Source organism: Streptomyces atratus (assembly GCF_040655115.1).
Lineage (GTDB): Bacteria > Actinomycetota > Actinomycetes > Streptomycetales > Streptomycetaceae > Streptomyces > Streptomyces atratus_D.
Window position 1 is genome coordinate 62,229 of sequence record NZ_JBFAJH010000026.1, and the last position, 25,690, is coordinate 87,918.

At 70.6% G+C, this 25,690-nt stretch carries 22 protein-coding genes; 9 read left to right on the forward strand and 13 right to left on the reverse strand.

Features of this window, described 5'->3' with window-relative positions; all coding sequences use genetic code 11:
• Positions 1 to 91: 91 nt before the first annotated feature.
• The 4 genes from AB0I23_RS25105 to AB0I23_RS25120 form a co-directional block, all read right to left on the reverse strand.
• Positions 92 to 1,189: a baeRF2 domain-containing protein gene (locus tag AB0I23_RS25105; RefSeq protein ID WP_359112410.1), complete on the reverse strand. Its 1,098-nt coding sequence runs from the start codon at positions 1,187 to 1,189 to the stop codon at positions 92 to 94.
• On the reverse strand, positions 1,186 to 1,533 hold the full coding sequence (locus tag AB0I23_RS25110) for a hypothetical protein (protein ID WP_359112412.1): 348 nt from the start codon (positions 1,531 to 1,533) through the stop codon (positions 1,186 to 1,188). Before AB0I23_RS25110 ends, AB0I23_RS25105 begins: the two co-directional genes overlap by 4 nt.
• Positions 1,534 to 1,676: 143 nt before the next feature.
• Complete coding sequence (locus tag AB0I23_RS25115; protein ID WP_359112414.1) at positions 1,677 to 3,239, reverse strand: mucoidy inhibitor MuiA family protein; 1,563 nt, start codon at positions 3,237 to 3,239, stop codon at positions 1,677 to 1,679.
• An 8-nt stretch (positions 3,240 to 3,247) separates the two neighbouring features.
• On the reverse strand, positions 3,248 to 5,332 hold the full coding sequence (locus AB0I23_RS25120) for a DUF4139 domain-containing protein (protein ID WP_359112416.1): 2,085 nt from the start codon (positions 5,330 to 5,332) through the stop codon (positions 3,248 to 3,250).
• A 296-nt stretch (positions 5,333 to 5,628) separates the two neighbouring features.
• Between AB0I23_RS25120 and AB0I23_RS25125 the strand changes: the two genes are divergently transcribed.
• On the forward strand, positions 5,629 to 6,171 hold the full coding sequence (locus AB0I23_RS25125; protein WP_359112418.1) for a MarR family winged helix-turn-helix transcriptional regulator: 543 nt from the start codon (positions 5,629 to 5,631) through the stop codon (positions 6,169 to 6,171).
• Positions 6,172 to 6,187: 16 nt separating this feature from the next.
• Here the strand turns inward: AB0I23_RS25125 and AB0I23_RS25130 are convergent, their stop codons facing one another.
• The 3 genes from AB0I23_RS25130 to AB0I23_RS25145 all read right to left on the reverse strand — a co-directional run bounded on the left by AB0I23_RS25130 (position 6,188) and on the right by AB0I23_RS25145 (position 9,159).
• Positions 6,188 to 6,541, reverse strand: a complete 354-nt coding sequence (locus AB0I23_RS25130) for a hypothetical protein (protein ID WP_359112419.1) — start codon at positions 6,539 to 6,541, stop codon at positions 6,188 to 6,190.
• Positions 6,542 to 6,584: 43 nt separating this feature from the next.
• Entirely contained in the window at positions 6,585 to 8,285 is a 1,701-nt protein-coding gene (gene ctaD, locus AB0I23_RS25135; RefSeq protein ID WP_359112421.1) for an aa3-type cytochrome oxidase subunit I, read from the reverse strand.
• A gap of 691 nt (positions 8,286 to 8,976) precedes the next feature.
• Positions 8,977 to 9,159, reverse strand: coding sequence for a hypothetical protein (locus AB0I23_RS25145; protein ID WP_359112423.1), 183 nt, complete (start codon positions 9,157 to 9,159; stop codon positions 8,977 to 8,979).
• Between AB0I23_RS25145 and AB0I23_RS25150 the strand changes: the two genes are divergently transcribed.
• On the forward strand, positions 9,158 to 9,787 hold the full coding sequence (locus AB0I23_RS25150; RefSeq protein WP_359112460.1) for a hypothetical protein: 630 nt from the start codon (positions 9,158 to 9,160) through the stop codon (positions 9,785 to 9,787). The two genes, AB0I23_RS25145 and AB0I23_RS25150, sit on opposite strands and share 2 nt — an antisense overlap.
• A 123-nt stretch (positions 9,788 to 9,910) precedes the next feature.
• Entirely contained in the window at positions 9,911 to 10,321 is a 411-nt protein-coding gene (locus AB0I23_RS25155; protein WP_359112462.1) for a hypothetical protein, read from the forward strand.
• Between the two features lie 284 nt (positions 10,322 to 10,605).
• Here the strand turns inward: AB0I23_RS25155 and AB0I23_RS25160 are convergent, their stop codons facing one another.
• The 3 genes from AB0I23_RS25160 to AB0I23_RS25170 form a co-directional block, all read right to left on the reverse strand.
• Positions 10,606 to 11,877, reverse strand: a complete 1,272-nt coding sequence (locus tag AB0I23_RS25160; RefSeq protein WP_359112425.1) for a DUF4032 domain-containing protein — start codon at positions 11,875 to 11,877, stop codon at positions 10,606 to 10,608.
• 157 nt (positions 11,878 to 12,034) lie between these two features.
• Positions 12,035 to 12,265, reverse strand: a complete 231-nt coding sequence (locus tag AB0I23_RS25165) for an FCD domain-containing protein (protein ID WP_359112427.1) — start codon at positions 12,263 to 12,265, stop codon at positions 12,035 to 12,037.
• A 162-nt stretch (positions 12,266 to 12,427) separates the two neighbouring features.
• Positions 12,428 to 13,411 (reverse strand): LuxR family transcriptional regulator, encoded by a 984-nt coding sequence (locus AB0I23_RS25170; RefSeq protein ID WP_359112429.1) that lies wholly within the window; start codon positions 13,409 to 13,411, stop codon positions 12,428 to 12,430.
• Positions 13,412 to 13,652: 241 nt separating this feature from the next.
• Between AB0I23_RS25170 and AB0I23_RS25175 the strand changes: the two genes are divergently transcribed.
• Positions 13,653 to 15,065, forward strand: coding sequence for an aminopeptidase P family protein (locus AB0I23_RS25175; RefSeq protein ID WP_359112457.1), 1,413 nt, complete (start codon positions 13,653 to 13,655; stop codon positions 15,063 to 15,065).
• A gap of 267 nt (positions 15,066 to 15,332) precedes the next feature.
• A complete protein-coding gene (locus AB0I23_RS25180; protein ID WP_359112431.1) occupies positions 15,333 to 18,728 on the forward strand; it encodes a pyruvate carboxylase in 3,396 nt (1,131 codons plus the stop codon).
• Between the two features lie 502 nt (positions 18,729 to 19,230).
• Here AB0I23_RS25180 and AB0I23_RS25185 read toward each other — a convergent pair.
• Positions 19,231 to 20,451, reverse strand: coding sequence for a saccharopine dehydrogenase family protein (locus AB0I23_RS25185; protein ID WP_359112433.1), 1,221 nt, complete (start codon positions 20,449 to 20,451; stop codon positions 19,231 to 19,233).
• A 136-nt stretch (positions 20,452 to 20,587) separates the two neighbouring features.
• Here AB0I23_RS25185 and AB0I23_RS25190 point away from each other — a divergent pair, with 136 nt between their 5' ends.
• Positions 20,588 to 21,301: a TetR/AcrR family transcriptional regulator gene (locus tag AB0I23_RS25190; protein WP_359112435.1), complete on the forward strand. Its 714-nt coding sequence runs from the start codon at positions 20,588 to 20,590 to the stop codon at positions 21,299 to 21,301.
• A 331-nt stretch (positions 21,302 to 21,632) separates the two neighbouring features.
• Here AB0I23_RS25190 and AB0I23_RS25195 read toward each other — a convergent pair whose 3' ends face one another.
• Positions 21,633 to 22,055 carry an Hsp20/alpha crystallin family protein gene (locus tag AB0I23_RS25195; protein WP_359112437.1) on the reverse strand — a complete coding sequence of 141 codons (423 nt, stop codon included), beginning with the start codon at positions 22,053 to 22,055 and terminating at the stop codon, positions 21,633 to 21,635.
• Between the two features lie 250 nt (positions 22,056 to 22,305).
• On the opposite strand from AB0I23_RS25195, the gene AB0I23_RS25200 reads away from it, so the two are divergent.
• Together AB0I23_RS25200 and AB0I23_RS25205 are read left to right on the forward strand one after the other, a co-directional pair.
• Entirely contained in the window at positions 22,306 to 23,184 is an 879-nt protein-coding gene (locus tag AB0I23_RS25200) for a universal stress protein (RefSeq protein WP_359112439.1), read from the forward strand.
• 520 nt (positions 23,185 to 23,704) lie between these two features.
• A complete protein-coding gene (locus AB0I23_RS25205) occupies positions 23,705 to 24,571 on the forward strand; it encodes a CBS domain-containing protein (RefSeq protein WP_359112441.1) in 867 nt (288 codons plus the stop codon).
• A 31-nt stretch (positions 24,572 to 24,602) separates the two neighbouring features.
• Here the strand turns inward: AB0I23_RS25205 and AB0I23_RS25210 are convergent, their stop codons facing one another.
• On the reverse strand, positions 24,603 to 25,067 hold the full coding sequence (locus AB0I23_RS25210; RefSeq protein ID WP_359112443.1) for a Crp/Fnr family transcriptional regulator: 465 nt from the start codon (positions 25,065 to 25,067) through the stop codon (positions 24,603 to 24,605).
• A gap of 215 nt (positions 25,068 to 25,282) precedes the next feature.
• Between AB0I23_RS25210 and AB0I23_RS25215 the strand changes: the two genes are divergently transcribed.
• Positions 25,283 to 25,618, forward strand: coding sequence for a hypothetical protein (locus AB0I23_RS25215; RefSeq protein WP_359112445.1), 336 nt, complete (start codon positions 25,283 to 25,285; stop codon positions 25,616 to 25,618).
• Positions 25,619 to 25,690 lie beyond the last annotated feature (72 nt).

Sequence of the window (25,690 nt, forward strand, 5' to 3'; positions counted from 1 at the left end):
GCCCAGTGTCGGCACGTTCCGCGCGCGGCGCGATCCGGGGCGGTCGCGCGCAAGGGGCGATCCGTGATCCGGGAGGCGCAGGGCGCCGGCGTCAGGACGGGGTCCCCGGGTCGGTGTACCGCAGCAAGGCGCCCACGCCCTCGTACAGTCTCAGCGCGCTCTCCGGTACGACGACCAGCTCGGCACCGGTGCCGACGAGGGCCCGGACGAGGGCCTCGTCGGCGCGTTCCTCGCGCGGGGCCCGCACGCCGAAGGACATCAGCTCCGCCTCGGTCAGGGCGAGCTGAGTGGGCTGGGAGCCCGTCCATAGCCGCAGCGAGGACCCTGGTGGCCGGTTCAGCAGCAGTGCCGCGACCTGGCCGCGCTGGAGGGCGGCGACGGTGGCGGCCAGCCCCTCCGTCATCGCTCCGTCCAGGGCACGCCGGCCGATGAAGATGTCCACGAGTTCCCGGTCGTGCGCGGCCATGCGGCCGCGGAAGACGCCGTCGAGCTGCGGCTCCAACAGGGCGCGTCCGGTGTCGGTGGGGGTCCGGCCGCCCACGCGTACGACCTTGTCCCGAAGGGTGTGCGGCAGGCGGCGGATCAGTACGTTGCACGCCCACTCGTCCCCGCCCACGACAACGGCGTCGGCGTGGGCGCGCCGCGCACATTCGTCCAGCCGGTGGCCGAGCCGTAGGGAGGTGCGGTGCCAGGTCGCCACCGCGACTCTGCGGTGCAGCCGCTCACCCGGGGTGACGGTGGACGCCGGCCACGTGCCGGTTTCCGCCTCCAGAGTTACCCAGCCGTGGGTCTCGGCGGTCGGAAGGCCGCTGTAGTGGACGACTACGGCCATGTAGGGGATCTCCGGAACGTGCTGGGTGACCAGGGGCATCGCGTCCGGCAGGGTGCTGTAGCGCGCGGAGTCGTGCTCGGGCGGCCTGGGCAGCTCCCCGTCCAGGACGAGCGTGCCGTGGGCGGCGAAGATGGCCTGACCGTGCGCCCCCGGCACCTCTGTGTCGGCGCCGACCACTTCCTCCAGTACGTGCAGCAGCGCCCGGTCCGAGCCCTGACGGGAGAGACTCTCGCGCAGCCGCCGCCAGCGCAGCGCGATCGCCCGCTCGGGATGCTCGACGTCTCGGGAGGTGTCCAGGTACACGGAGGCGAACGGGCCCGGCTCCGCGTAGAGGGGATCAAGGAACGACAACCTCATCGCCACTCCTCGTCGATGGTCTCCCCTCCTTTCATGATGCGCCCCGGGAGGCGATGGAGTTCGACGAGCGGCAAAGCGGTACGGAACGCGGGACGGTCAGGCTCCGGCCGGCGGCAACCGGCCCATCGTGAGCGTGGTGGTGGCGACCGGGCCGTCCAGCACCGCCGAGTCGCGTGCCGGGACAGCAGGCCGCTGAGCAGCCGGGCTCCGTAGCCGAGGGTGGTGAACCAGGTCAGGCCGGACAGGCCGGTGGAAGGCTGTTCGACCCACCCCGGTCGGCAGCTGTGGCAGATCTTGTCGTCGAAGGCGAAGACGGACTCGCCGTGCCCGTTGTGACCAGGCACCTTTGGTGCCCGTCCGAAGGCGGCCACGTGCAGGCCACGGACCCCGGGGCGCGCGGCACCTTCGGGTGTGCGAGACGGCCCCCGGCTGGGGGCGGGAGCCAAGATCACGCCTGCACCAGCAGGCGCGCAGCGGCCCACCGAACTCAGAGCCCGGTGACTTTGGCGCTCGCCGACAGCTCGTAGACCAGGGTGACCGTGCGGCGGCTGCCGGGCGGGAGGGTGACGTCCCAGCGGGCGATGCCCTCGGCGTCGACCACGTCGGGCGCCGGGGAGCATGAATCCTTGTGCAGGCGTATGTCCACCGCCGAGACCTCCGAGACCGGGATCCGCTCCCGAAGGACGACCACCCGCTCGCCGTGCTCCCCGGGGGCGGAGAACCGGGACAGGTGCAGCCGGACCGTGCGGGTGACCACGGTCCGCTGGGTGATACCGGCGGACTCGCGGGACTCCTCAGCATGCCGGACCACCCTGTAGTCGTCGCAGCTGCCGAAGGCCAGCTCAACGGGGGCGCCGGGGGCAGTGAAGTCCAGCGTGCCGCGGCCGCTGAATCCGCTGCCGCGGACCAGGTCCACGGGCCCGGCGAGCAGCGCGTGGCTGGACAGGTTGTCGAACCGCACCACCTGGGTGACCAGGGGGGACAACTCCGGTGAGCAGGCGTACTCACTGGGCGCGGCCGTGGTGAATGCGGAGAGCAGCACTCGGTGGGCGCGGCCGTCACCGGGCACCGAGACCGGCGCGGGGGATCTCAACACCCGCGCCTCGCCGCCGTCGTCCACGCCCGGCAGGCCGAGCACCGGAGCCGGGCCGAGGGCCCCGATCTCCTCCTCGCGCAGCTCGACGTCGACTGTGCGGCGCTCCGCTGCGGAGCGGTCCTTGAGTGTCAGCCGGTCCTCGCCCAGCCGTGGCGGATCGGTGGCCAGCGTCGAGCGGGCCGTCGACAATGTCAGCCGTACGTCCGACCAGTCCTCACCGGTGCGCTGCCAGACCATCGCGTCGGTCTCCAGTGTCAGGGAGTCCCCGTCGAGCACGGCCCGGTAGGCGGGCCGCCACAGCGCACACGGGGTGAGGTGGCTCAGGCGCAGCCCGACCGGCCCGGCGACCGTGGCCTCCACGGTCAACTCGATGTGACCGACCAGCTCGGCGGGCTCCTCCTCGGAGAGACGCATGGCCCGCTGGGCGTCCCCGAGTTCGACAGCGAGGGCGGTCAGCCGGGCCTCCACGGTGCGGAGTTGCTCGCCGTGCGCGTCGCGCTCGTCGTCCACCCGGTCCAGTTCGCGTGCCCAGCGGGGCCGTTCGGCCTCCCCGGAGCCGGCGCCTTCGCCGATCTCCCGCAGCAGATCGGCGGCGAGGCGGCCGAGCAGGTCAAGGCGGGCATGCAGCCGGTCGCGTCGCTGCCCCAGGGCCAGCCGCTCCTCTTCGAGGGTGTGTACGCGACGGCGCAGGGCGGAGTCGTCGTCGGTGGACGGCAGCGGCCCGCGCGGCGTCCAGCTGCGGACGATCCGCACGTCGAGCACGGTCGCGGGGTGATCGGCGGTCAGCTCGGCATGGAGGGTGCGGTCGACGGCCAGCGCACTGACCGGCCCGAGACGCAGCCGCTGGACCCCGGCCTCCAGGTCGAGCACGACGGCGCGTTCGATGTGGGCGCGATCCTCAAGGCACGTGACGGCGGTGACGGGGAGGGCGATCGGCTTCGGGGCCGTGGACATGGCGTGTGTCAGCTCCTGCGATTGCCGCCGACCAGGGCCTTGCCGGTCGGGATGCGGATCTCGTAGCCGCCGTCGAGGGCGGCAGTGGCGCCTGCGGGCAGGTCCAGTCGCCATACGCGGGTGCCCGACGCATGTCGATCGGGCCCCGTGGCTTCCTCGGGTGCCGTCCAGTCGGCCCGTTCCTCGATCCGGACGTCCGGGTCGGAACTGACCGGCACCCGCTCGCGGACTTCCACGGTCACGGGCCTCGCGAGCCGGTTGGCCAGCTCCACGTGGACGCGGTGGTCGAGCACAGTGGTGTTGTTGCGCAGGCCGGAGGTCGACTCGTGCAGGTTCGTACGGTGGGTGACCCGGATGCCCTCGGCCGGCCCGAGCCCCATCCGGCGGACACCGCCGGGGGCAAGCGTGGGCAGTGCGGCGGTCAGGAGGAAGTCGTCGTCGACGGTGACCTCCACCGGGCCGGCCAACAGTGCCTGGTCGGTGGCGTTGGAGAGCAGCAACGTCGCGTACACGGTCTGCTCCACGGACGGCACGCAGAGGTACTCGGTCCGCAGGCCGACCGGGATCTCGCCGACGGTGACGGTGTGCCAAGTGCCGTCCGACGGAATATCGGCGCGGGCGGTGGCATCGAAGCGGTGGTCGAAGGAACCCGCCGACTCGCGGGGCCGTACGGCCTGTCCGGGCAACGGCAGCGCGGCCACCGCTTCGGCGCGGCGGCGGTACTCGGCCGCCACCGGGTCGAAGGGAGAGTCGGGAAACAGCCGGCCTCTGCGACCGCCCTGCTCGTCGGGGCCGGACAGGACAAGGGCGGCATAGTCGAGCTCGGCGCCGCTCGGCTGCGGCGGACCTGCTACCGGCGCGGGAGGGGGAGGCGGCGCAGCCCGGCCAGGAGCCGCGGGCGCCATGGCGGCGGGGGCACCCGCGAAGGACCTGCCGCCGGTACGCGGCCTGTCGCCCGGTCGTGATCCGGCCGGCTGCGCGAGGGCGGGCATCCCGCCGCCGAAGACTTCCGGGGGAGTGCCGTCTGCGCCGCCGGGCACCGGGACCGCGGCCGCCGGACCGCCGTAGCTCTGCGGCGGCGGGGGAGGCGGCGATGGCGGAACGGGACCGGGTGCGGAGCCGGCCCCGACAGCCGCGGGTGCGGCGGTCGTGGCTGGGCCAGGGCCTGCCGCGTCGTACCCGGAGAACAGGTCGACGAGCCCGCCCGGGGGCTCGCGCCAGCCAGAAGGCGCGGGGGCGGGCTGACTGCGTCCGATCCGGATCGAGCGGAGCCTCGGCAGGTCGGTGCGGCGCCGAAGATCGGCGGTGGCCAAGGCGATGCGCACGCCGGTCCAGTCCTCGCCGGTCCGCTGGGCGACCGCGGCGCGCAGCACCAGACGGCCGCTGCCGTCGCCCTGACGGTAAGTGAGACGGTAGGTCGGCACCCAGACGGCGCCCGGCACCCCGTATTCCAGCTCCAGCGCCAGCGCCAGCTCCACCTCCGCCTCACCGGTGCCGTCGAGGGTCAGGACCGCGCAGACCGTGGTCCCCACCCGCGCTGACGGCACGTCGGTGGAGGCGCGGGCGAGCCTGTCGGCGGCGACGGTGAGCTCGTGCTCGACGTTGCGCAGTGCCTCCTCCAGCTCGACGAGGCGGTTGTGCAGTCCCGTCAGCCGCTCGTCGACGAAGTCGGCGAGCTCCAGCCACGCGTCGACCGGGGTGCGGCGGTGCGGGTCCTCGCGACTGCGGGCGGGTGGGACCGGGTGGAGAGCGCTGACCTCCTCGATCAGGCTCAGCTGTCGGTCCCGGCGTCCCTGCGCCGCCGCGTACTCGTCGCTCAGCCGCTCGACCTCGTGCCGCAACTCGTCGGGCGTGCCCGTGCCGAGCGGCTCGGCCTCGACTTCCAGCCGGACCTCGGTGACGCGCACCCCGGGGGCGCCCAGGACTCGGGCCCGCAGCGAGCCCGGGTCCAACGAGCGGGACAGTCCCGTCACCCGCACCCGGCCGTCAGGCGACACGCTGCCCCGGGCCAGGCGTCGGCAGACCGCGCCCTGCGCGTACACCACGACCGAATCGAGGGTCGATCCCCACCTCTGTGCTGACTCAGCCGTCATGTGCTCCGCCCCCGCCGCATCCATGCTGAGCGAAGCCTACGCCCGGGCGGTCCGCGTGTCCGCGTCGAATCAGGAGGACGGTGTCCGGGACCACACGCCCTGTTGGCTGAGCAGCCGTTTCACGGCCTCCTACAGGGGGGCGGGTGGCATGCACTGCAGTGCAGCGGACGGCTTTGAAGCGTGAGAAGACGACGCACGTAAGCTCCAGCGGCGCCGAGCGGTTCGGCTCAACTGCATGAGGTGCCTTTCCCGCGTGCGACGGCCCTCGGCGACCGTGCCGCTATCCTGGTCCCGCAATGGACGAGGATGACGACACCAAGGCCGCAGGCGGCGCCGACAGCGTGGACACGATGCTGGCCGAGTGGCGGAACGAGTGGCCCGATCTCAACGTGTCGTCCAGTGCGGTGGTGGCGCGTCTGTTGCGTGCGGCTCGGCTTCTGGACGAGCTGTTCGCGACCCGGCTGCGTCGCTCGGCCGGCATGCCCCTCGCGAACGTGGGCGACTTCGATCTGTTGCAGGCGCTACGCCGCAGCGGCCCTCCCTATGCTCTGACGCCCGGCCAGTTGCGCCAGGCGCTGGTGGTGTCATCGGCCGGACTGACCGGGCGGCTCAACCGGCTGGAACGGGAGGGATGGATCGCCCGGGGGGCCTCTCCTGTCGACGGCAGAAGCACGCTGGTGGGCCTGACGGAAGAGGGGCGAGCGAGTTTCGACCGCTTGGTGGAACAGCATTTCAGCCTGGAACGTGACGTTCTTTCCGTTCTCGAGCCGGAGGAACGCGCCGTGGTGGCGGACGCACTGCGCAAAATACTCGCCTCCCTCGAGCAGGACGCCCGCTGACCTCGGTCGCGCGGGGTCAGGCAGCGCCGACTGCCGTCCCCAGGATCACGGCGATGCAGAGGCCGATCAGCCCCATCGTGACAACACCCATGGCGACAGCCGCGCCCCGGGCAAATCGGCGGTGACGGGCCTCGTGCTGAGCCTCGACCTGGCTGATGCGGTCCGCGATGTACTGGGAGACTCGGCGCGCGTTCTCCACCTCCTTCCGCGCGTAGGCCTCCTCGATCACGAGTCGCTGATCGGTGGTGAGGCCGGGCAGCTCCCAGGCGAAGTCCCGGGCCCTGCGGTGTGCCTCGCGACGGTTGGCCTCCTGGTGAAGAAAGCCCTCGATCTGATGCAACCCGAGGGCCGCTTCGTAACTGGCGTCCATGGACAACTCCTGAGTACGTGATGAAGGCGGCGGTCGGTGCGGATCAACCCTGGTCGCGGGAGGCGATCGGGCTGTCCCCGGAGTCCTCGCCGACGGCGATGCCGGGGTGGTGAAGGTCGAAGGCGGGCGACTCGCTGCGGATGCGCGGCAGGGTGAGGAAGTTGTGCCGCGGCGGCGGGCAGGAGGTCGCCCACTCGAGCGAACGGCCCCAGCCCCAAGGATCGTTGACGCCGACCGGCTTGCCGTACTTGGCTGTCTTCCAGATGTTGTAGAAGAACGGCAGGATCGACAGGCCGAGCAGGAACGATCCGATGGTCGAGATGGTGTTCAGGGTGGTGAAGCCGTCGGCCGCGAGGTAGTCCGCGTACCGGCGCGGCATGCCCTCGGCGCCCAGCCAGTGCTGGACCAGGAAGGTGCTGTGGAAGCCGATGAACAGGGTCCAGAAGGTTATCTTGCCGAGGCGTTCGTCGAGCATCCTGCCGGTGAACTTCGGCCACCAGAAGTGGAAGCCGGAGAACATCGCGAACACCACGGTGCCGAACACGACGTAGTGGAAGTGCGCCACCACGAAGTACGAGTCCGTTACGTGGAAGTCGAGCGGCGGCGACGCCAGGATCACGCCGGTCAGCCCGCCGAACAGGAAGGTGATCATGAAACCGGTCGCCCACAGCATCGGAGTCTCGAAGCTGAGCGAGCCCTTCCACATGGTGCCGATCCAGTTGAAGAACTTCACACCGGTCGGGACGGCGATCAGCATCGTCATGAAGGAGAAGAACGGCAGCAGCACCCCGCCGGTGGCGTACATGTGGTGCGCCCACACCGTCACCGAGAGGCCGGCGATCGCGATGGTCGCGCTGATCAGGCCCATGTAGCCGAATATGGGCTTGCGGGAGAAGACCGGGACGACCTCACTGATGATGCCGAAGAACGGCAGGGTGAGGATGTACACCTCGGGATGGCCGAAGAACCAGAAGAGGTGCTGCCACAGCAGAGCGCCGCCGTTGACAGGGTCGAAGATGTGGGCGCCGAACTTCCGGTCGAACTCCAGCGCCAACAGTGCGGCGGCCAGGACCGGGAACGCCAGCAGGACCAGCACGCTGGTCAGCAAGACGTTCCAGGTGAAGATGGGCATGCGGAACATGGTCATGCCGGGTGCCCGCATGCAGACGATGGTCGTGATGAAGTTGACGGCGCCCAGGATGGTACCGAAGCCCTGGAGCGCCAGCCCCATGATCCACATGTCGCCGCCGGCGCCCGGCGAGTGGACCGCGTCCGAGAGCGGGCTGTAGGCGAACCAACCGAAGCTCGCTGCGCCCTGCGGGGTGAGAAAGCCACCGACGGCGATCAGCGAGCCGAACAGGTACAGCCAGTAGGCCAGCATGTTCAGCCGGGGGAACGCCACGTCGGGTGCGCCGATCTGCAGAGGCATGATCCAGTTCGCGAAGCCGGAGAAGACCGGCGTCGCGAACATGAACAGCATGACGGTGCCGTGCATCGTGAAAGCCTGGTTGAACTGCTCGTTCGACATGATCTGCGTGCCCGGACGGGCCAGTTCGGCGCGCATCAGCAGTGCCATGAGGCCACCGAGGCAGAAGAACGTGAACGAGGTGACCAGATAGAGCGTCCCGATCCGCTTGTGATCCGTGCTGGTCAACCACTCGACCGCAAGGTGGCCGGGAGAGCGGTGCCGCCGCGGAAGAGCTGTCGGTGGCGGGAGGGGCGGTGATGGAGCGGGCAGGGTCACGGCAGTCCTCCATGCGTGCGATGCGTCCGGGCATGCGGCGTGCGCGCCGACGTCCGACCTTGGAAACACAGTATCTCGCTCGCGAGAGAAATGAATTCACGGGTCATGTGTACGCCGAAGCTGACCGCCGCGGATCGTCGGCCCGGGTTGAGATGGGCGATGTGCGACCCGCCGCGCGGTGTCCGGCACGGGACCCGCGGCGGTGCGCAGCACAGTACGGTGGCGGAGCCGCGTGCACTGGTGATCTCGATAGACGGCGAGGAGATGCGGTCTTCCTATGCCGTGATCTCCGCTGGGGTTCGGATCGGCGCCGTGCGCCAACAATTCGCGCACGGTCTCGGTGTGCCCAGCATGCGGCGAGCGAGCCGTCGGCCGGGGCAACAGGTACGTTCGGGGAATCTTCAGGTCCAGCAGAAACTCACGCATGGTGGGTATGGTGTCGCGGGTGAGGCTGACCGCGCTGCGATGCAGGGCCTCACGGCCGGCCAGGCGCATGGTGGACCGCCAGTGGGCGTCGACCCGGTCGCGGACCTCTTCCCACCCTCGGCCAGAAACTCCTGCTCGAAGTAGGCGGCGATCCCGCTGCTGCCCCCCGGGCCGTGGCGCCCCGCCTCATGACTGAGCTCCCCAGCATCGCCACGGGTGAGCGCGGAGGCGGAGTCTCGCGTCCTCGCACAGGTTTCAGCTGAGGTCACGCGCGCTTGTTGAGAACGTCGTTGATTCGCAATCCCTCCGCGGGCGTGACGCGGCCGTGTGGGAGCTCGATCCCCAGGGCCTCGGCGAGCTGACGCTGCTGCGTGTCGACGGCAGCCTCGGCCAGGTCCGCCAGGGCCGCACCCGCCGCCCGGCCCCTACGGCAGCCGATCAGTATCATGGCCAGCCCCACGGGGAGAGCCGGCCACCAGACCGCACCCAGCGCCACCGTCAGCAGCCCCCACGCTCGGGTCTCCGCCGAGCGCTGGTACCGGCTGGACGCGTCGCTGATCACGGGCCGCACCGTCTCCGGAAGGAGCAGCCAGAGACGGGGCCAGACCAGGGCCAGCTTCCTCGGTCCCGAGCACTGGGGTCGCCTGGCGATCCGGCTGCTCAAGGAGGGCCAGGTCACAGAGGGCCGGACAGAGTTGGACGAAGCGATCGAGCTGTTCGGCGGGACGGTCGAGGCCTACCCGCAGGAGCACAGATTCTGGCCCGGAGACATGTCCAATCTGAGTCTGGCGCTGCGTATGCCCCTTTTTGCGCTCACCCGCGACCCGCACCAGCTCGGGCAGGCGGTCGAGCTGCTGACCCAGGCGGCCGACAGGAGTCCCTTTCCCAGCGTCCGGCTCGACGCTCTGTCCGACCCCAGCTCCGTTCTGCTCAGCCGCTTCCAGGAGACCGGCAGCCAGCAAGACCTGGACCACGCCGTCTACTCTGGCGAGGAATCCGTCAAGGAGGCAGGGACCGGGGATCCACGGCGCTCCGGGCGGCTGTACACATGGGGGCGGGTGCTGTGTGCCACCTAAGCGCACACCCACGAGCCGCGGGTCCTCGACGAGGCCATCGACGCCTTCCGCCTGGCGCTGGACGGGCTGGGGCCCGACCATCCGAGACGGGCGCCCTGCGAAGCGAGCCTCGGTCAGGCACTGATGGACCGGCAGTTCCGCCTGCGGGACGACATCACGCCTTTCGGCGTCAGCGAGCTGCGCGCCGATGCGGCGCGGCTCCAATGGGAGCAGATGCGGAACGCTGAGGGGCCAGAGCTGTTCTCGGCGGAACTCGGCGGACTGCAGAATCTCGCAGAAGCCCATGCGGCGTGCTTGCGCGCCGTGGCAGGCGCTGGCCCCAGGGACCTGGACCTGGGCATCCACCTGCTGGACCTGAGCAGCGTCTTGTACAGCCGTTACCGCCTCCTCGGCGAGGAGAGCGACGCGGACAGGGCCGTCGAACTCGCCGAGCGGGCATTGCAGAGCACTCCCGCACAGCACGCCGGCCTCTGCGCATCGGCGATCGCGGCCAGGCGGCGGAGGGGGCGTTCTGCCGTGCGGCGGCAGCCGTGACGGTCTTGGTGCAGGCCGCCGCGGTGAGTCCCGAACCCGGTGTGTACATCGCTTGGTTGAAGGCCGACCCGCCGGGGGCCGAGGCCGACTGTGGACCGGACTCGGGTTCTCGAAGCACTGGCCCGGCGCCGGCGGCACGTACTCCCCACCGATGACGTGGGCCCAGCGGCCCTGGTAGGAGACGACGGAGCCGTTGGTACCGGGCGCTGGGTAAAGGGTCATGTCGCCTGGCCTCCCGTGCGAGCCGCCCGCCGTTGGGCGGCTTCCGCAGGGAGGAGGCCGTGTCAGTTCGCGGACGGCGAGTCGAAGGGGCGCGGCCGGTCGGCGATGTTCTTGATGTAGTCCTCGACCGCTGCGTCGAGCCCGATGTCGTGCTGGGCCCGCTCGGACAGGTACCAGCGGTGTTCGAGGAGTTCGTGGTAGAGCTCGGCCGCGTCCATGCGGTCCGGCACGCGGTCGCGTACCGCGCGCACGGTGGGCCGGAACACGGCGCGGACCCAGCGGTGGGCGAGCACTTCGGCCCGGGTGCCGATGGGGTCTCCCCTGTTCGAACGCAGTCGAGGACCTGGGGATGGATCGCTCGGAGCGTAGTCGTCCTGGGTGGCCATCCAGCTCTCCAGGTCGTTCAGGAGCCGTCTCGCCTGGTTCTCCTCGGCGTCCATGCCGGTGAGGCGCAGGAGTTGGCGCTGGTGGTGCCCCGCGTCCACGACCTTCGGCACGAACCTGACCGTGTCCCCGTGGTCCGAGTGCGAGATCTGCATCTCCGCTACGTCGAAGCCCAGATCGTTGAGGCGGCGGATGCGGCGCTCCATGTAATGGTGCTTGCCCGCCGGATAGACGGAGGTGCGCGTCAGTTCCGTCCACAGCGCCTCGTAGCGCTCCCCGATCTCCGTGCCGAACGTGATCGGGTCGATGGACGGATGCAGTGCGCCGGCCGCCTCCAGGTCGAGCATCTCGCCGCTGATGTTGACCCGGGCGAGCTCGATGTCGTACGCGCGCTGCCCATCGCTGAGCCGGGTGTGCGTCTCCCCGGTCTCGGCGTCCACGAGGTAGGCGGCGTACGCTCCCGCGTCCCTCCGGAACAGGGTGTTGGACAGCGAGCAGTCCCCCCAGGCGAACCCCGCCAGATGCAGCCGTACGAGGAGGACGGCGAGGGCGTCCATGAGGCGGTGCACGGTGCCGGGACGCATCGTCGTTTCGAACATCGACCGGTAGGGCAGCGAACCGCCCAGGTGGCGGGTGATGAGGACGGGTTCGAGGGGTGTGCCGTCGGCGTCGCCGCGTCCGGTGACCACGGCCAAGGGGTCGACCGCGGGTATCGCGAGACGGTCGAGGGTGCGCAGGAGTTCGTACTCGCGCAGCGCGGGCCGTTCGGCGAGTTCCTTCACGGCCACGACCTCGCTGCCGGCGCGCGCATAGCGGACGACGTGCCGCGAGATGCCCCGGGGGAGTGGCACCAGGTATTCGTCCGGCCACTCCTCCAGGGGGATGTGCCAGGGGAGTTCGAGGAGCAGGGCCGGGTGTTCGGGGTTGGTGGCGCTGATCTGCAAAGTCATGCGGTCACAGTCCCTGGGTCGCGCGTCGGGTCCACGGATGGGCCGGCCGGGACGCGTTGGCGCCGCCGGGACAGCGGCTCCTCACGTCCGATCCACGGTGATCGGACCCCGAAGGGACGGTGCGGGTCAAGCCCGGGGCCCGACCCGCACCACGGCTTCACCAGGGACCCGCCGCACGGGGTCGGTCCGTGAGGTGTTCCAGGATCCGGTGCGTTCCGCTGTTCCAGTTCTCCTTGAGTGCCGCGACCGCCGCGTCGAGGTCGCCGCGCTGGAGGCACTCGGCGATCCGCTCGTGCTCCACCGCGGAACGCTCCAGGATGTCCTGGTCGCCCAGGGCCACCCGTTCGAAGCGGTGCATCGTCACCGTCAGGGAGGTGATCGCCTTCATCAGGCGGTCCCCTTGCCCCTATGCGTGCCGACCCGGCTTGAGTCGTGATCGACTTGAGGTCTACCAGCGCGCTTCGGCACGACGCCGAACCACCACCGACGAGCAGCGTGACCGGTCAGGGGCGACGCGTCGTCCCTGCCGGGGCGGACGGGCATGTTCCAGTCACAGCCATCCGCAACGTTGCGCCTGCAGAGCCATCTGGAACCGGCTCGTGGCACCCAGCCGGGCCATCAGGATCTGCACCCGGCGGAACAGTGTGCGGCGGCTGATTCCGATCTCCCGGGCGATGACCTCGTCGCTCGCACCGCCGGCAAGGAGCCACAGCAGGCGGCGGTCGGCGGGCAGCAGGCCGGCGGGCCGGGCGGTGCGGCCGTGGAAGGGCAGCGCGTTCTGCCATGCCTGCTCGAACAGTGCCACGAGCGCGGAGAGCAGCCCGCACGGCTGCACGACCAGCATGGTGTTGTGCACATCGGCCTCCTTGATCGACAACGACACGAGCGCGTACGCCTCGTCGATGATCACGAGCTTGACCGGCACCGACGGCAGCACTCTGGCCTGTTCACCGGCCTTGATGCACGGTTCGATGACCGCCTCCAGCTGGCCCGGATGCTCCAGCGACTCCCGCGAGTACACGACACGCTGCGTCACACCACGGGCGAGGGTGGCCAGCGCATCGTCGGTGGCGCCGGGGAGGGGGAAGTACGGCGGTGAGTCGAACTGCCGGATCTGCTCGCGGGCACTGGCCCAGGCATGGCGCATCCTGGGACCGATGGCTTCCCCGGTGACGACTTCGACGAGATCGTCGTTGTACGCGGCGAGCCGCTGCCGCCGGAACGACTCGAACGCGCCCCCGACGGTGATGCGCGACTCGTCGAGCTCGGCCGCCCGGTGCCGGCCGAGGATCTCCAGCCCTGCGGCGGGCGGAACCGGGGCCACCACGTCCCGGCCCTCCACGGCGGCACTCGCCAGGCCTGCGTCGACCAGTTCGCCGTACGCCGCGGCGAGTTCCGCGCCGTCCAAAGCGGCCGCGGCCCCGATCGCGCTCAGCGGAGCGGGCGCCAGCTCCAGCAGAGCCATATAGACCCGGCCTGCCTCGTGATCGATCCCCAGAAGCCGAAGAGCCTCGCTGAGCTTTGCGTTCGCCATGTGCCGCATTATCGACGGCTCCCGTTCGGTCCGCGCGGGCGGCCCGGATGTCCGGTGGCCGATCTGTGCCAGTGGCAGTCTTCGGCACCCGGTGAGCGCGGTGCGGGGTACCGTCCGGGAGCCGCCGGTGATCGGTGGCAGCGAGGGCGCCTGGGGCTGCACCAGGAGGGAGTTCGGTCTGTCCGTACGCGCCTCTCTGCCCCTCGCCCCTGAGGAACCCACCCAGAAGAAGGTGTATGAAGTGGCGAAAGGTCGAAAGAACGGTCTCTACCAAGGGATCTCCGAGGAGCTGTCCGCCCTGATGCGGACGGGGTGGGCGGACACCGAGCGGCACGGTCTGCAGCTCAGCGAGCAGTCTCCGTACGCGGCCCGCCGCCGCGCCACGCTCTCCGCGCGTTTCCCCGGCGAACGCCTGGTGATCCCCTCGGGGAACCTCAAGGCCCGCTCGAACGACGACAGCTACCCGTTCCGGCCGTACTCCGGCTATGTGCACATGACCGGGGACCAGGCTCGTGACGGCGCTCTCGTGCTCGAACCCCGCGCGGACGGTGGCCACGACGCGTACTGCTACCAGCTGCCGCGGGACAGCAGGGACAACGACGACTTCTGGACCGGCGCGACGGCGGAGCTGTGGATGGGCCGGCGCCGTTCCCTCGCCGAGTCGGAACTCGTGCTCGGTCTGCCCTGCCGGGACGTCCGCACGGCGGCCCGCGACCTGGCCGCTGCCTCCGGCGCACCGACGCGGATCGTCCGTGGCATCGACCCGTCCCTTGAGGCCGCCGTCACCACTGATGAAGAGCGCGACGCCGCGCTGGAGGAGGCGCTCAGCGATCTACGCCTCGTGAAGGACGCGTGGGAGACAGCCGAGATCCGCAAGGCTGTGGACTCCACCGTGCGCGGATTCACCGACGTCATCGGGGAGCTTTCCCGGGCGGTCGCGTCGTCCGAGCGGTGGATCGAGGGAACCTTCTTCCGCCGGGCACGTCTGGAGGGCAACGCCGTCGGCTACGGCTCGATCTGCGCCGCGGGCGAGCACGCCACGATCATGCACTGGACGGACAACGACGGACCGGTGCGCCCGGGCGATCTGCTCCTGCTCGACGCCGGCGTGGAGACGCACTCCCTCTACACGGCCGACATCACCCGCACACTTCCGATCAACGGGACCTTCACGCCCCTGCAGCGCGAGATCTACGACGCGGTGTACGAGGCCCAGGAGGCCGGCATGGCGGCGGTCAAGCCGGGTGCCCTGTACCGCGACTTCCACGAGGCGTCGCAACGCTACCTGGCGGCGCGGCTGGTCGAGTGGGGCTTCATCGACGGCCCCGTCGACCGCGCGTACGAACTCGGCCTGCAGCGCCGCTTCACCATGGCCGGAACCGGTCACATGCTCGGTCTGGACGTCCATGACTGCGCGCAGGCCCGCAACGAGGAGTACGTCGACGGCGTGCTGGAGCCGGGCATGGTACTCACCGTCGAGCCGGGCCTGTACTTCCAGGCGGACGATCTGACCGTGCCCGAGGAATGGCGCGGCATCGGCGTCCGGATCGAGGACGACCTGCTCGTCACCGACGGCGGCCACGTGAACCTGTCGGCCGGCCTGCCGCGCGCCGCGGACGAGGTCGAGGTGTGGATGGCCCAGTTCGCGGGCTGACCGGGTCGTCGACGTGGCGAATCGCCCTTCCCGTGACCTGAGCCGCCCGGTCCACAGGCGGCAGGTCGCTCGACGTGGCTGATCAGCACCGCGCACACCGAGCCGAGGCTTGCCCGACCGATCGATGAAGACCTTCGCGAACCTGCGGATGAGCGACCTGCCGGTGGTGATTGGGCCCGAGCCGCACTTGTGCGGGTGTAGACAGGGCATCAGTCACGAGGGCGCCCGTCGGGCGCGCACGTCGCGAACGTCAGGAAGGGACTGTGCATGTTCCGGAAGGTACTTGTCGCGAACCGTGGTGAGATCGCCGTCCGCGCGTTCCGCGCCGCCTACGAACTGGGCGCGGGAACGGCGGCGGTGTTCCCGCACGAGGACCGCGGCTCGTTGCATCGTCTCAAGGCCGACGAGGCCTACGAGATCGGCCGGAGGGGGCACCCGGTGCGCGCCTACCTGTCGGTCGAGGAGATCGTCGACGCGGCGCGCAGGGCCGGGGCGGACGCCGTGTACCCCGGGTACGGCTTCCTGTCCGAGAACCCGGATCTGGCCCGGGCCTGCGAGGACGCCGGGATCACGTTCATCGGTCCCGGCGTCGGCGTGCTGGAGCTGACCGGCAACAAGGCGCGCGCGGTCGCCGCGGCCCGTGCGGCGGGCGTGCCGGTCCTGGGGTCGTCGCAGCCGTCGACCGACGTGGACGAGCTGACGGCGGCCGCGGAGGCGATCGGCTTCCCGTTGTTCGTCAAGGCGGTCGCCGGAGGCGGCGGGCGCGGAATGCGGCGAGTGGACGACCCCGCGCACCTGCGCGAGGCCATCGAGGCGGCGTCCCGCGAGGCCGAGTCCGCCTTCGGCGACGCCACGGTGTTCCTGGAGAAGGCCGTCGTCGACCCCCGCCACATCGAGGTGCAGATCCTCGCCGACGGACAGGGCGACGTCATCCACCTGTTCGAGCGGGACTGCTCGGTGCAGCGACGCCATCAGAAGGTCGTCGAACTGGCCCCGGCGCCCAACCTCGCCCCTGCGATCCGGGACCGCATCTGCGCCGACGCGGTCGCCTTCGCGCGCAGCATCGGCTACCGCAACGCCGGCACCGTCGAGTTCCTGCTCGACCGGGACGGCAACCACGTCTTCATCGAGATGAACCCGCGCATCCAGGTCGAGCACACGGTGACCGAGGAGGTCACCGACGTCGACCTGGTCCAGGCCCAACTGCGTATCGCCTCCGGCGAGACCCTGGCCGACCTCGGTCTCGCGCAGGACAGGATCCACCTGCGGGGTGCCGCACTGCAGTGCCGGATCACCAGCGAGGACCCGGCCAACGGGTTCCGGCCGGACACCGGCACCATCAGCGCGTACCGCTCGCCGGGCGGCTCCGGCATCCGGCTGGACGGCGGCACCGCCTTCGTCGGCTCGGAGATCAGCGCCCACTTCGACTCCATGCTGGTGAAACTGACCTGTCGGGGACGCGACTTCGCCACCGCGGTGCGACGCGCCCGGCGTGCGGTGGCCGAGTTCCGCATCCGCGGCGTGGCCACCAACATTCCGTTCCTGCAGGCGGTCCTCGACGACCCGGACTTCCAGGAGGGCCGGGTCACCACGTCGTTCATCGAGGAGCGCCCGCATCTGCTGACCGCGCGCCACTCCGCCGACCGCGGCACCCGCCTGCTCACCTACCTCGCCGACGTCACGGTCAACAAGCCGCACGGCGAGCGCCCGCACCTGATCGCCCCCACGACCAAACTGCCGGACATCGCGAACGGCGTACCGCCCGCCGGGTCGAAGCAGCAGCTGACCGAGCTGGGGCCGGAGGGCTTCGCGCGGCGGCTGCGGGAATCACCCGCGGTGGCCGTCACCGACACCACCTTCCGGGACGCCCACCAGTCCCTGCTGGCCACCCGGGTGCGGACGAAGGATCTGCTGGCCGTTGCCCCGGCCGTGGCTCAGACGCTGCCGCAACTGCTTTCGCTGGAGTGCTGGGGCGGCGCCACCTACGACGTAGCCCTGCGCTTCCTGTCCGAGGACCCATGGGACCGCCTTGCCCGCCTGCGTGAGGCGGTGCCCAACATCTGCCTGCAGATGCTGCTGCGCGGCCGCAATACGGTCGGCTACACCCCGTACCCCACGGAGGTCACCACTGCCTTCGTCGAGGAGGCCACCCGGACCGGTATCGACATCTTCCGCGTCTTCGACGCGCTCAATGACGTCGCCCGGATGCGGCCGGCGATCGACGCCGTACGCGAGACCGGATCGGCCGTCGCCGAGGTGGCCCTGTGCTACACCTCGGACCTGTCCGACCCGGCCGAGAATCTCTACACCCTCGACTACTACCTCCGGCTCGCCGAGCAGATCGTCGAGGCCGGCGCGCACGTCCTGGCGATCAAGGACATGGCCGGGCTGCTCCGGGCACCCGCCGCCGCGAAACTGGTGACCGCGCTGCGCAGGGAGTTCGAGCTGCCCGTCCACCTCCACACCCACGACACGGCCGGCGGTCAGCTGGCCACCTACCTGGCCGCGATCAACGCGGGCGCCGACGCCGTGGACGGAGCGGTGGCCTCGATGGCGGGCACCACCTCGCAGCCCTCGCTGTCGGCGATCGTCGCGGCCACCGACCACTCCGAGCGGCCGACCGGGCTGAGCCTGCGGGCGGTCGGCGACCTCGAACCGTACTGGGAGATCGTGCGCAGGATCTACGCGCCGTTCGAGGCCGGCCCGGCCTCGCCCACCGGGCGTGTGTACGACCACGGGATCCCCGGCGGCCAGCTGTCCAACCTGCGCGTCCAGGCAAGGGAGTTGGGCCTCGGCGACCGCTTCGAGGACATCGAGGCGATGTACGCCGCGGCCGACCGTATTCTCGGCCGCCTGATCAAGGTCACACCGTCGTCCAAGGTGGTCGGCGACCTCGCCCTGCACCTCGTCGGCGCCGGCGTCCCACCCGAGCGGTTCGCGGCCGAGCCCGGCGCGTACGACATCCCGGACTCCGTGATCGGGTTTCTGCGCGGCGAGTTGGGCGACCCGCCCGGCGGCTGGCCGGAGCCGTTCCGCAGCAAGGCCCTCAAGGGCCGCGCCGCGCCCAGGCCGGTCGCCGAACTGTCCGCCGGGGACCGCGACGGACTGGAAAAGGACCGGCGCGCCACCCTCAACCGGCTGCTGTTCCCCGGACCGGCGAAGGAGTTCGAGGCGCACCGCGAGGCCTACGGAGACACCGGAGTCCTGCCGAGCACGGACTTCTTCTACGGCCTGCGGCCGGGCGAGGAGCATGAGGTGGACCTCGAGCCCGGGGTGCGGCTGCTCATCGCACTGGAGGCGATCGGCGAAGCGGATGAGCGCGGTATGCGCACCGTGATGGCCACGCTCAACGGGCAGCTCCGGCCCATCCAGGTGCGCGACCGCTCGGTGGCTTCGGAACTGCCGGCCGCGGAGAAGGCCGACAAGTCCGACCCGAAACATGTTGCCGCGCCGTTCGCCGGGGTGGTGACGCTGTCGGTCGCGGCCGGAGACCGCGTCGAGGCGGGCGCGACCATCGCGACGATCGAGGCGATGAAGATGGAGGCCGCCATCACCGCTCCGGTCGCCGGAGCGGTGCACCGTCTGGCCATCAACTCCGTTCAACAGGTCGAGGCGGGTGACCTCCTGATGGTGATCGACCAAGGGCTGTCCCGCCAGGGATGACGGCACAGCCCTTGGACCCTGTGAGAGTGATCGCCAGGGACTCAGGGGCCGTGCAGTCGCCCGCCCCGCTCCGGGACGCCATGGCCGGGAGATGCACCGGCCGGGAGGGTTCACCGCGCATGCGACGATCCCGCGGTGAATCCTCCCGACCGTCATTCCGTCGCAGAGCGCGCCTTCATGACCAACGCGTTGGAGTCGACATCCTGCCCGGTGTACGAGGTGACTGGACGAGCCGCTGGTTTCCCGCACCTGCCGCGGAGCCGGCGGCCGCCCTGCCGCCCATCGTCGACCGGGGCTGGATCGAGGCGTGCCCTGTCATTCCCTGGACCGCTCCCGACGGGAGGCACGGCTGCCGGCACGGCACGCCCCTTGCAGGGGAGGAACTGCCGGTGCTCCCGGCCGACGCCGACAACGGGGAGTACCCCGACAGTGGCGAGTGGATCGGCTGTCTGACGCCCGCCCTCACCGAGGGACGTCAGATCCCCTCGTGAGCCGAGGACGGTCACTGCTCCCGCATGCCCCACGGAGAGCCATACGCGCTGAGCAGGTCCAGGAAGGGGCGGGCGGGGAAGGCCTCCGGGCCGAGGACTCCCGAGCCGGTCCACGCGCCCGTGGCCAGGAGTTCGAGGGCGACGACCGGGTTGACGGCCGTCTGCCACACCACCGCCTGGGAGCCGTACTCGGCCATCGACCACTGGTTGTCGACCACGTGGTAGAGGTAGACCTCGCGCGGCGCGCCGTCCTTGGTGCCGCGCACCCAGGTGCCCGCGCAGGTCTTGCCGTGCATGCGCTCGCCCAGCGTCGCCGGGTCCGGCAGGCAGGCGGCCACGACGTCGCGGGGCGACACACCCACCGGGCCCGCAGCGCTCGGCACGGTCACCGGGTCGGTGCGGTCCAGGCCCAGGAGGTGCAGCGTCCTGAGGGTCTGGATGAATTCCTCGCCCAGGCCGTACTTGAAGGTCACGCGCCGTGCGTCGATCCAACGGGGGACAAGCAGCACCTCCTCGTGCTCCACGTTCACGCACTCGACCGGGCCGATGCCCTCGGGGAAGTCGAACACCTCCGGCTCGCTGAAGGGCGCGGTGGTGAACCAGCCGCGGTCCGCTTCGTAGACGACCGGCGGATTGAGGCACTCCTCGATGGTGGTCCAGATGCTGAAGGAGGGTGCGAACTCGTAGCCGTCGACGGTGAGGTTCGCGCCGTCGCGGATGCCGATCTCCTCGATCTCGTCGAAGAGTTCGTCGGCCGCGTACCGCGCGAAGACATCGGACAGCCCCGGCTCCACGCCCATGCCGACGAGGGCCAGCGCGCCCGCCTTCTCCCAGTCGGCGGCCTGCGCGAACTGGGTGTCGCCGAGCATGACCCCGCACTCCTCGTACGGCCGCTCGGGGTGCGGGCGCGACAGAGACATCGCCATGTCGAGATAGGTTGCGCCGGCCGCGAGCGCCGCCTGGAAAAGCGGCATCACGAACCGCGGGTCGGTGGCATTGACCAGGACGTCGCACCCGTGCCGCGTCAGCAGCGCCGTCACCGCGTCCTGATCGGACGCGTCGACGTGCTCGGCACGGAAGCGGCCCGCGCTGCCCGCGAGGGCAGCGACCGCCGCCTCGGCCCGGCTCAGGTCGTAGTCGGCCACGACCATCTCGTCGAAGAACGATCGCCGGGCCGCGATCCGGGTGATCGCGGTGCCCACTCCGCCGGCTCCCACAAGCAGAACACGCATGACACGGACTTCCTCTCTGTGGAAAAGGGGCATGCCCGCGCGGACCGGAGATGCGGCGCCCCTGCCGGGAGATCCAACGCCGGGTACTCGGATAAGGTCAATGGTGTTGGCATAAGGACCGGGAGAGGAGGCGGCAGTGGCGAAAGCGGTGGTGCCCGAGGAGAAACGGCGGCGCCGCCGTCCCACCAGGAGCGGCACCGTGCTGTCCGAGCAACTGATCGTCGAGACCGCCCTGCGCATGCTGCGCGAGCACGGCAGCGCGGGACTCACCGCCCGCCGTCTCGGCCTGGCTCTGGACGCCGACCCCAGCACCCTCTACCGGTACTTCCGCGGCATGGACGATCTGACCCTTGCCATCGGCGACGCCCTCGTTGGGCAGGCCCTGCAGGGCTGGCGGCCCACGGGGGAGTGGCGGTCGGATCTGCGCGGCCTCGGGCTGCGCATCCACGCCGTGTATGTCGGGCATCCGCAGGCGGCACTGCTGACCGCGAACCGGGTCACAGGCCGGGCCCACGAGCTGGCGGCCGACGAGGCCATCCTTGACGTACTCCGCACGGCGGGGTTCCCGCTGCCGGACACGGTACGGATCTACCACGCCTTCATCGACCAGACCCTGGCCTTCGCCGCGCTCGACGCCGCCTCGCTGGCCCTGCCACGCGAAAGCCTCAGCGCCGACGAGGACATGTGGCGCTCGACGTACGCCCGCCTGCCGCGCACCACACACCCCCGGATCGCCGAGGCGGCGCCCCTCCTGGCGACCCGCATGGTCGACAGCGCCTATCCCACGGCCCTGGAGATGCTGCTGGACGGCGCCGCAGCGCAGTGGGAGGCACTGAGTGCCCGGCGATAGAGGAGGATCGTCCGGGGTCGTTGCGGCGGACCCCTCCGCCCCGGCCGACCCAGAGGCCTTCCTGGCACTCCCAGGCCCCCGGCCATGCGGTCGGTCGTCGCGACCGGGCCGGCGCAGGCCGCGGCCACCGCTGCCGGCCGCGCACAGGGCGAGAGCAGCGGCGTCATGAAGGTGGCATCTCGCCAGGGGAGCCGGCTCATCGGGAAACCGACCTGCCGGAAGCGGGCGCCGGAGCATACCGGCTGCCAGGGCCACGCGGGAGGGCCGGACGGGCTTGCTCGGCCCGACGCGGGCCGCCCGGCCGGAAAGCCGGGCGACCACGCCGTGCAGGTCACGTGGTGTGCTTGATTTCGATGTGCTTCGCCTCCGCCTTCTCCTCGCCGAGGCCGACGCTGACGGTCAGCATGCCGTCGACGTATTCGGCCTGAACGTCGTTCTCGTCCGCGCTCTTGGGCAGGGTGAGACTGCGCGTGAGGGATCCGTAGCGGATCTCGCTGCGATTCTTGTCCACCTCGCGCTCGGTGCGCTCGGCCTTGATGGTGAGGATGCCGTCCTCGACCGTGACGTCCAGATCCTTGACCTCGATGCCCGGGAGTTCCGCGCGAACGACGTACCGGCCGTTCTCGGTGAACTCCTCGATTCTCATGGTGTACAGATCGGCCATTGCCGGCATGGTGAATCGAGTGGGGAAGGCCTCGAACCAGTCCGGCAGATCTGGGAACGGGAACTTCTGCTTGCGTGCGAGTACAGCCATGCCCAGACCTCCTCGGTTTTGCGGTTACGACATGTCCAGTCCACCGCGCCAGGCTCTCGAACGCAGGGGCCGAACAGTCCGCAACGTGGGTCCGAAGGTCCCTGGAGCTCGCCCTTTCTTTGGGGGAACAGCTCTCTGAACGGGGGCCGCTCGGTCCTCCGCCTCGCCGTCCATGTGCGTACCGTGCAGGTATGAGCTGTGGCCGCAGCCCATGGCTGCTGCCCCGCGCACGCAGACAGTGGAGGAAGCCATGACAGCTGCCAGTGAACCACTCCCGATCATGGTCGGCATCGACGCCGTGGAGCCGGCCGATGCGGCCCTGGCCTGGGCCACCGACGAAGCCGCCCGCCGTGGGGTGCGCCTTCATCTGGTCCACGCGGTGTTGCCCGTGACCCATCACGTACGCGGCGTCGAGGAGACGGCACACCACAAGGCCTTGCGCCAGCTGGGCGACGAGGCGCTCGACAAGGCGACGGCTCGTTCCCATGAGCGGCATCCGGGTCTTGAGGTGACGACCTTCATCACGGATGGCAATCCGGCCCAGGTCCTGGTTCGGAGGTCTGCTCACGCGCGGCTGGTGGTCCTCGGCTCGCGTCGGCTGGGCCGGCTGGGGGAGATGCTCAGTGCTGCCTCGACGACCGTTCCGGTCAGTGCGTACGCTGCGTGCCCGGTGGCCGTGGTGCCGGAAGCCGGGCGCACTGAGGACGAGCCGCCGTACCTGGTGGTCGGGGTGGACGCCAGCCGGTCGGCCGATGCCGCGCTGGATCACGCCTTGGAGGCCGCTGCCTCGCGAGGCGCCTCCGTGCGTGCGGTGTGGGTGTGGCAGAGGCGTCTGCCGGGGCTTTTCGATGAGGACGCTGCGCTTGAGGCCTGCCACAGGCAGCTGCATGAAGCAACCGCGGGGCGGTCCCCTGCCTACCGAGATGTTCCGCTGAGCCACGCGGTGCTGCGGGGGCATCCTGTCGAGGCGTTGGCGGAGGCTTCGGAGCATGCGCTCGCTGTGGTCGTCGGCCGCCGTGGCCGGGAGGGTTTCACCGGTATGCGGCTGGGCTCCGTCCCGCACGGTCTGCTCCACAGGGCCGCCTGCCCCGTGATCACTGTGCCTCCGCCGGCCGACGAAGGGATCTGAGACCGGGTCCGACCGCTTACCGCACCGGCCGACTGCGCGACCGACGAGCGTTTCAGCGGGCGCCGAGAAGAGGTGGGACGGGGTGGCGCAGCCCCATGGAGGTGGTCCCGTCGACGGTGACCTCGCCCCGTTCCGACGCTGCCGCCGACAGGCCTGCTCCCCGCCCGGCAACAGTCCGCGCTGCAGCCAGGTCCCGGCTTCCGCCAGCTGTTGGTGCCCGGCGAGGCCCGCCGTCTCCTCGGCCCGCCGCGAGGAGGTGTGCGCGGTCCAGCAGGATTCGGAGCGTGCGCTCCAGCGGTGCCCAGGCTGCGCCGCAGGCGCAGGCGTCCCGCACGTCCTGACGGGACGCCTGCGACGCTTCGTGTCATTCGGCCCCTTCTCCCTTCTCGCCACCCGTTTGTGTCCTGTCGCTCCTGATGGGGCCGTCCGCCGCGGCGCATGGGCCGACCGGCCCTTGGCCCCGGCCCCGGCAGCGGAAGACTGGGAACGTAGGCCAACCCGGCCGAGTAAGGAGCCCACCGTGTCTGAGCACGAGAAATTCTCGGCAGGGGCCGACGCCCGGCGCGAGGCGCCGGGGAAGGCGCCGCGGCCCGACGAACCGCTGCGGCAGGACATGCTGCTCCGCTACCTCGGCGCGGTCACCACGGTGTCTGCGGAGCGGGCCGCGGCACGGCGCCCGACAGCTCCCGAGGCGGCTCCGACCGAGCAGGTGGGAGAGAAAGCCGCCGCCGTGTCCGGCGTCGAACCCGCCCCGCTACTGGTGCGTGACGTCATGGACGTACCGGCCGCGTCGGTGCGGGGCGACATGCCGTTCCTGGACATCGCCCGGAGCCTGAGCCGTGAACACGTCGGGTCCCTGCCGGTGGTCGACGGCGAGGGCCGGGTGATGGGCGTGGTGTCGGAATCCGACCTGCTGGCCAAGGCCGCGGTGGAGGCGTCCGGGTACAGCCCGGGCCCGATCGGCCGGCTGAGGGAAAGGCGGCTGCACGACAAGGCCCGCGCGGAAACCGCCGAAGTTCTGATGACCACTCCGGCTGTCACCGTGTTCCCCGGATCGGCGGTCGCGGAAGCGGCCTGGCTGGTTTCCTTGTCCCGCCTCAAGCGTCTGCCGGTGACGGACCAGGATGGTCGTCTGGTCGGTGTTGTCCACAGGAACGCGCTGCTCAACGCCCTGATACGTGATGACACGAGGATTCGCGAGGAGATCGATTCCAGGATCCTCGCCAAGGACTTCCCGGACGCGCGGACCACCCTGGAGGTCACCGTACGCGACGGCGTGGTGGACCTCGGTGGCCGGATGGCGGAAGCCGATGTTCCGCGGCTCCTTGCGCAGATCAAGGGCATCGGAGACGTGACCGAAGTGATCGATCACGTGAGCCGCGTGTGAGACAGGCCGACGAGGGCGCGTGCGCTCGGCGTCACAGTGTGCTGCCGCTCCCGTGGGGCGCGTACAGATCAAGGAGGCGGATACGTGCCGCCTGCAGCCGGTGGGCGAGAACCCGGCCCACCCACTGACCGATCGCTGAGCCGAACGCCGGGTCGGCATCCATCATCATGCGTACGGTCACGGCGTCGAACCTCTCGGCGCGGACCGGTGTCATCGCCTTGGCGCCCAACTGCCAGACATACGGTGGGAACAGCCAGGAACAGCCCACGAGTTCACCGAAGCCGAGGCTCTCGATCACAGCAGGGCGCTGTCCGGGGACGGGGACGTCGAGCGTGACTGTTCCCGAGCGAATGATCCAGAAATGATCAGCGGGACTGCCTTCCTCGAAGATGTGGGTCCCCTCGGGAATGTTGACCTCCCGCGCGATCCCGAGCAGCCGTGCACGGTGCTCGGCGGACAGGACGGCCGTCATGCGGGTGGGGGTGGGGGTGCTCATCGCGGGCCTCCGTCTTGAGTGCGGCGCCTTGTCTCTGCTCTGCTCCCAGGGTCGTCGAGCGGTCGACCGCCGGGCAGGGGCCGAATGGCCCACCCGCGACCCGTCACGGCCCGGTCGTGCCGGAACCCGGTAGCTGTCCACGTCCACGATTCCTTGGGCCAGGGGCTGCAGCGTGGCCTGCAAGCAGTGCTCCGGGGAACTCTCACCACAGCCGGGTGGCCATCCGCTCAGCGCTGTCACGGTTCGATCGCCACCAGGCCGGCGGCGATGCGCACGGCCCACTCGGCAATCCGCTCGAAGTCGCGGAAGCCCCCTCCGCGTCCCTGCTCGAGGAGCATCCGGGCGGCGCGCCCGCGTGCACCCGCCTGCAGTCGGCTGTCGAACCTGACGTGTTCCTCGGCGCCGAGTTGCGCCCCGCCCTGCGGGCCCCGTCCACGCCGCCAGGCGAGGGACCGGACGGTGACCTCGTCGACACCTGCTCCAGCACCTCCGTCGGACCGATCACGGGCATCGCCACCGCCCCTGCCGCGGCCGGCGGAACCCTCGGGTGAGGGATGCGCCGCAGGAAAACCACAGGCGACTTGACACTCACTGTCCCGGCACACGAACAGAGCCCCGCCGCG

Excerpts from the sequence above, each read along its gene's own strand:
- AB0I23_RS25105 (WP_359112410.1), bottom strand. The coding sequence starts at position 1,189 with ATGAGGTTGTCGTTCCTTGATCCCCTCTACGCGGAGCCGGGCCCGTTC.
- AB0I23_RS25165 (WP_359112427.1), bottom strand. The coding sequence starts at position 12,265 with ATGAAGGCGATCACCTCCCTGACGGTGACGATGCACCGCTTCGAACGG.
- AB0I23_RS25145 (WP_359112423.1), bottom strand. The coding sequence starts at position 9,159 with ATGATACTGATCGGCTGCCGTAGGGGCCGGGCGGCGGGTGCGGCCCTG.
- AB0I23_RS25125 (WP_359112418.1), top strand. The coding sequence starts at position 5,629 with ATGGACGAGGATGACGACACCAAGGCCGCAGGCGGCGCCGACAGCGTG.
- AB0I23_RS25170 (WP_359112429.1), bottom strand. The coding sequence starts at position 13,411 with ATGGCGAACGCAAAGCTCAGCGAGGCTCTTCGGCTTCTGGGGATCGAT.
- AB0I23_RS25155 (WP_359112462.1), top strand. The coding sequence starts at position 9,911 with ATGGACCGGCAGTTCCGCCTGCGGGACGACATCACGCCTTTCGGCGTC.
- AB0I23_RS25210 (WP_359112443.1), bottom strand. The coding sequence starts at position 25,067 with ATGAGCACCCCCACCCCCACCCGCATGACGGCCGTCCTGTCCGCCGAG.
- AB0I23_RS25130 (WP_359112419.1), bottom strand. The coding sequence starts at position 6,541 with ATGGACGCCAGTTACGAAGCGGCCCTCGGGTTGCATCAGATCGAGGGC.
- AB0I23_RS25185 (WP_359112433.1), bottom strand. The coding sequence starts at position 20,451 with ATGCGTGTTCTGCTTGTGGGAGCCGGCGGAGTGGGCACCGCGATCACC.
- AB0I23_RS25160 (WP_359112425.1), bottom strand. The coding sequence starts at position 11,877 with ATGACTTTGCAGATCAGCGCCACCAACCCCGAACACCCGGCCCTGCTC.
- AB0I23_RS25180 (WP_359112431.1), top strand. The coding sequence starts at position 15,333 with ATGTTCCGGAAGGTACTTGTCGCGAACCGTGGTGAGATCGCCGTCCGC.
- AB0I23_RS25115 (WP_359112414.1), bottom strand. The coding sequence starts at position 3,239 with ATGTCCACGGCCCCGAAGCCGATCGCCCTCCCCGTCACCGCCGTCACG.
- AB0I23_RS25195 (WP_359112437.1), bottom strand. The coding sequence starts at position 22,055 with ATGGCTGTACTCGCACGCAAGCAGAAGTTCCCGTTCCCAGATCTGCCG.
- AB0I23_RS25150 (WP_359112460.1), top strand. The coding sequence starts at position 9,158 with ATGGCCAGCCCCACGGGGAGAGCCGGCCACCAGACCGCACCCAGCGCC.
- AB0I23_RS25120 (WP_359112416.1), bottom strand. The coding sequence starts at position 5,332 with ATGACGGCTGAGTCAGCACAGAGGTGGGGATCGACCCTCGATTCGGTC.
- AB0I23_RS25200 (WP_359112439.1), top strand. The coding sequence starts at position 22,306 with ATGACAGCTGCCAGTGAACCACTCCCGATCATGGTCGGCATCGACGCC.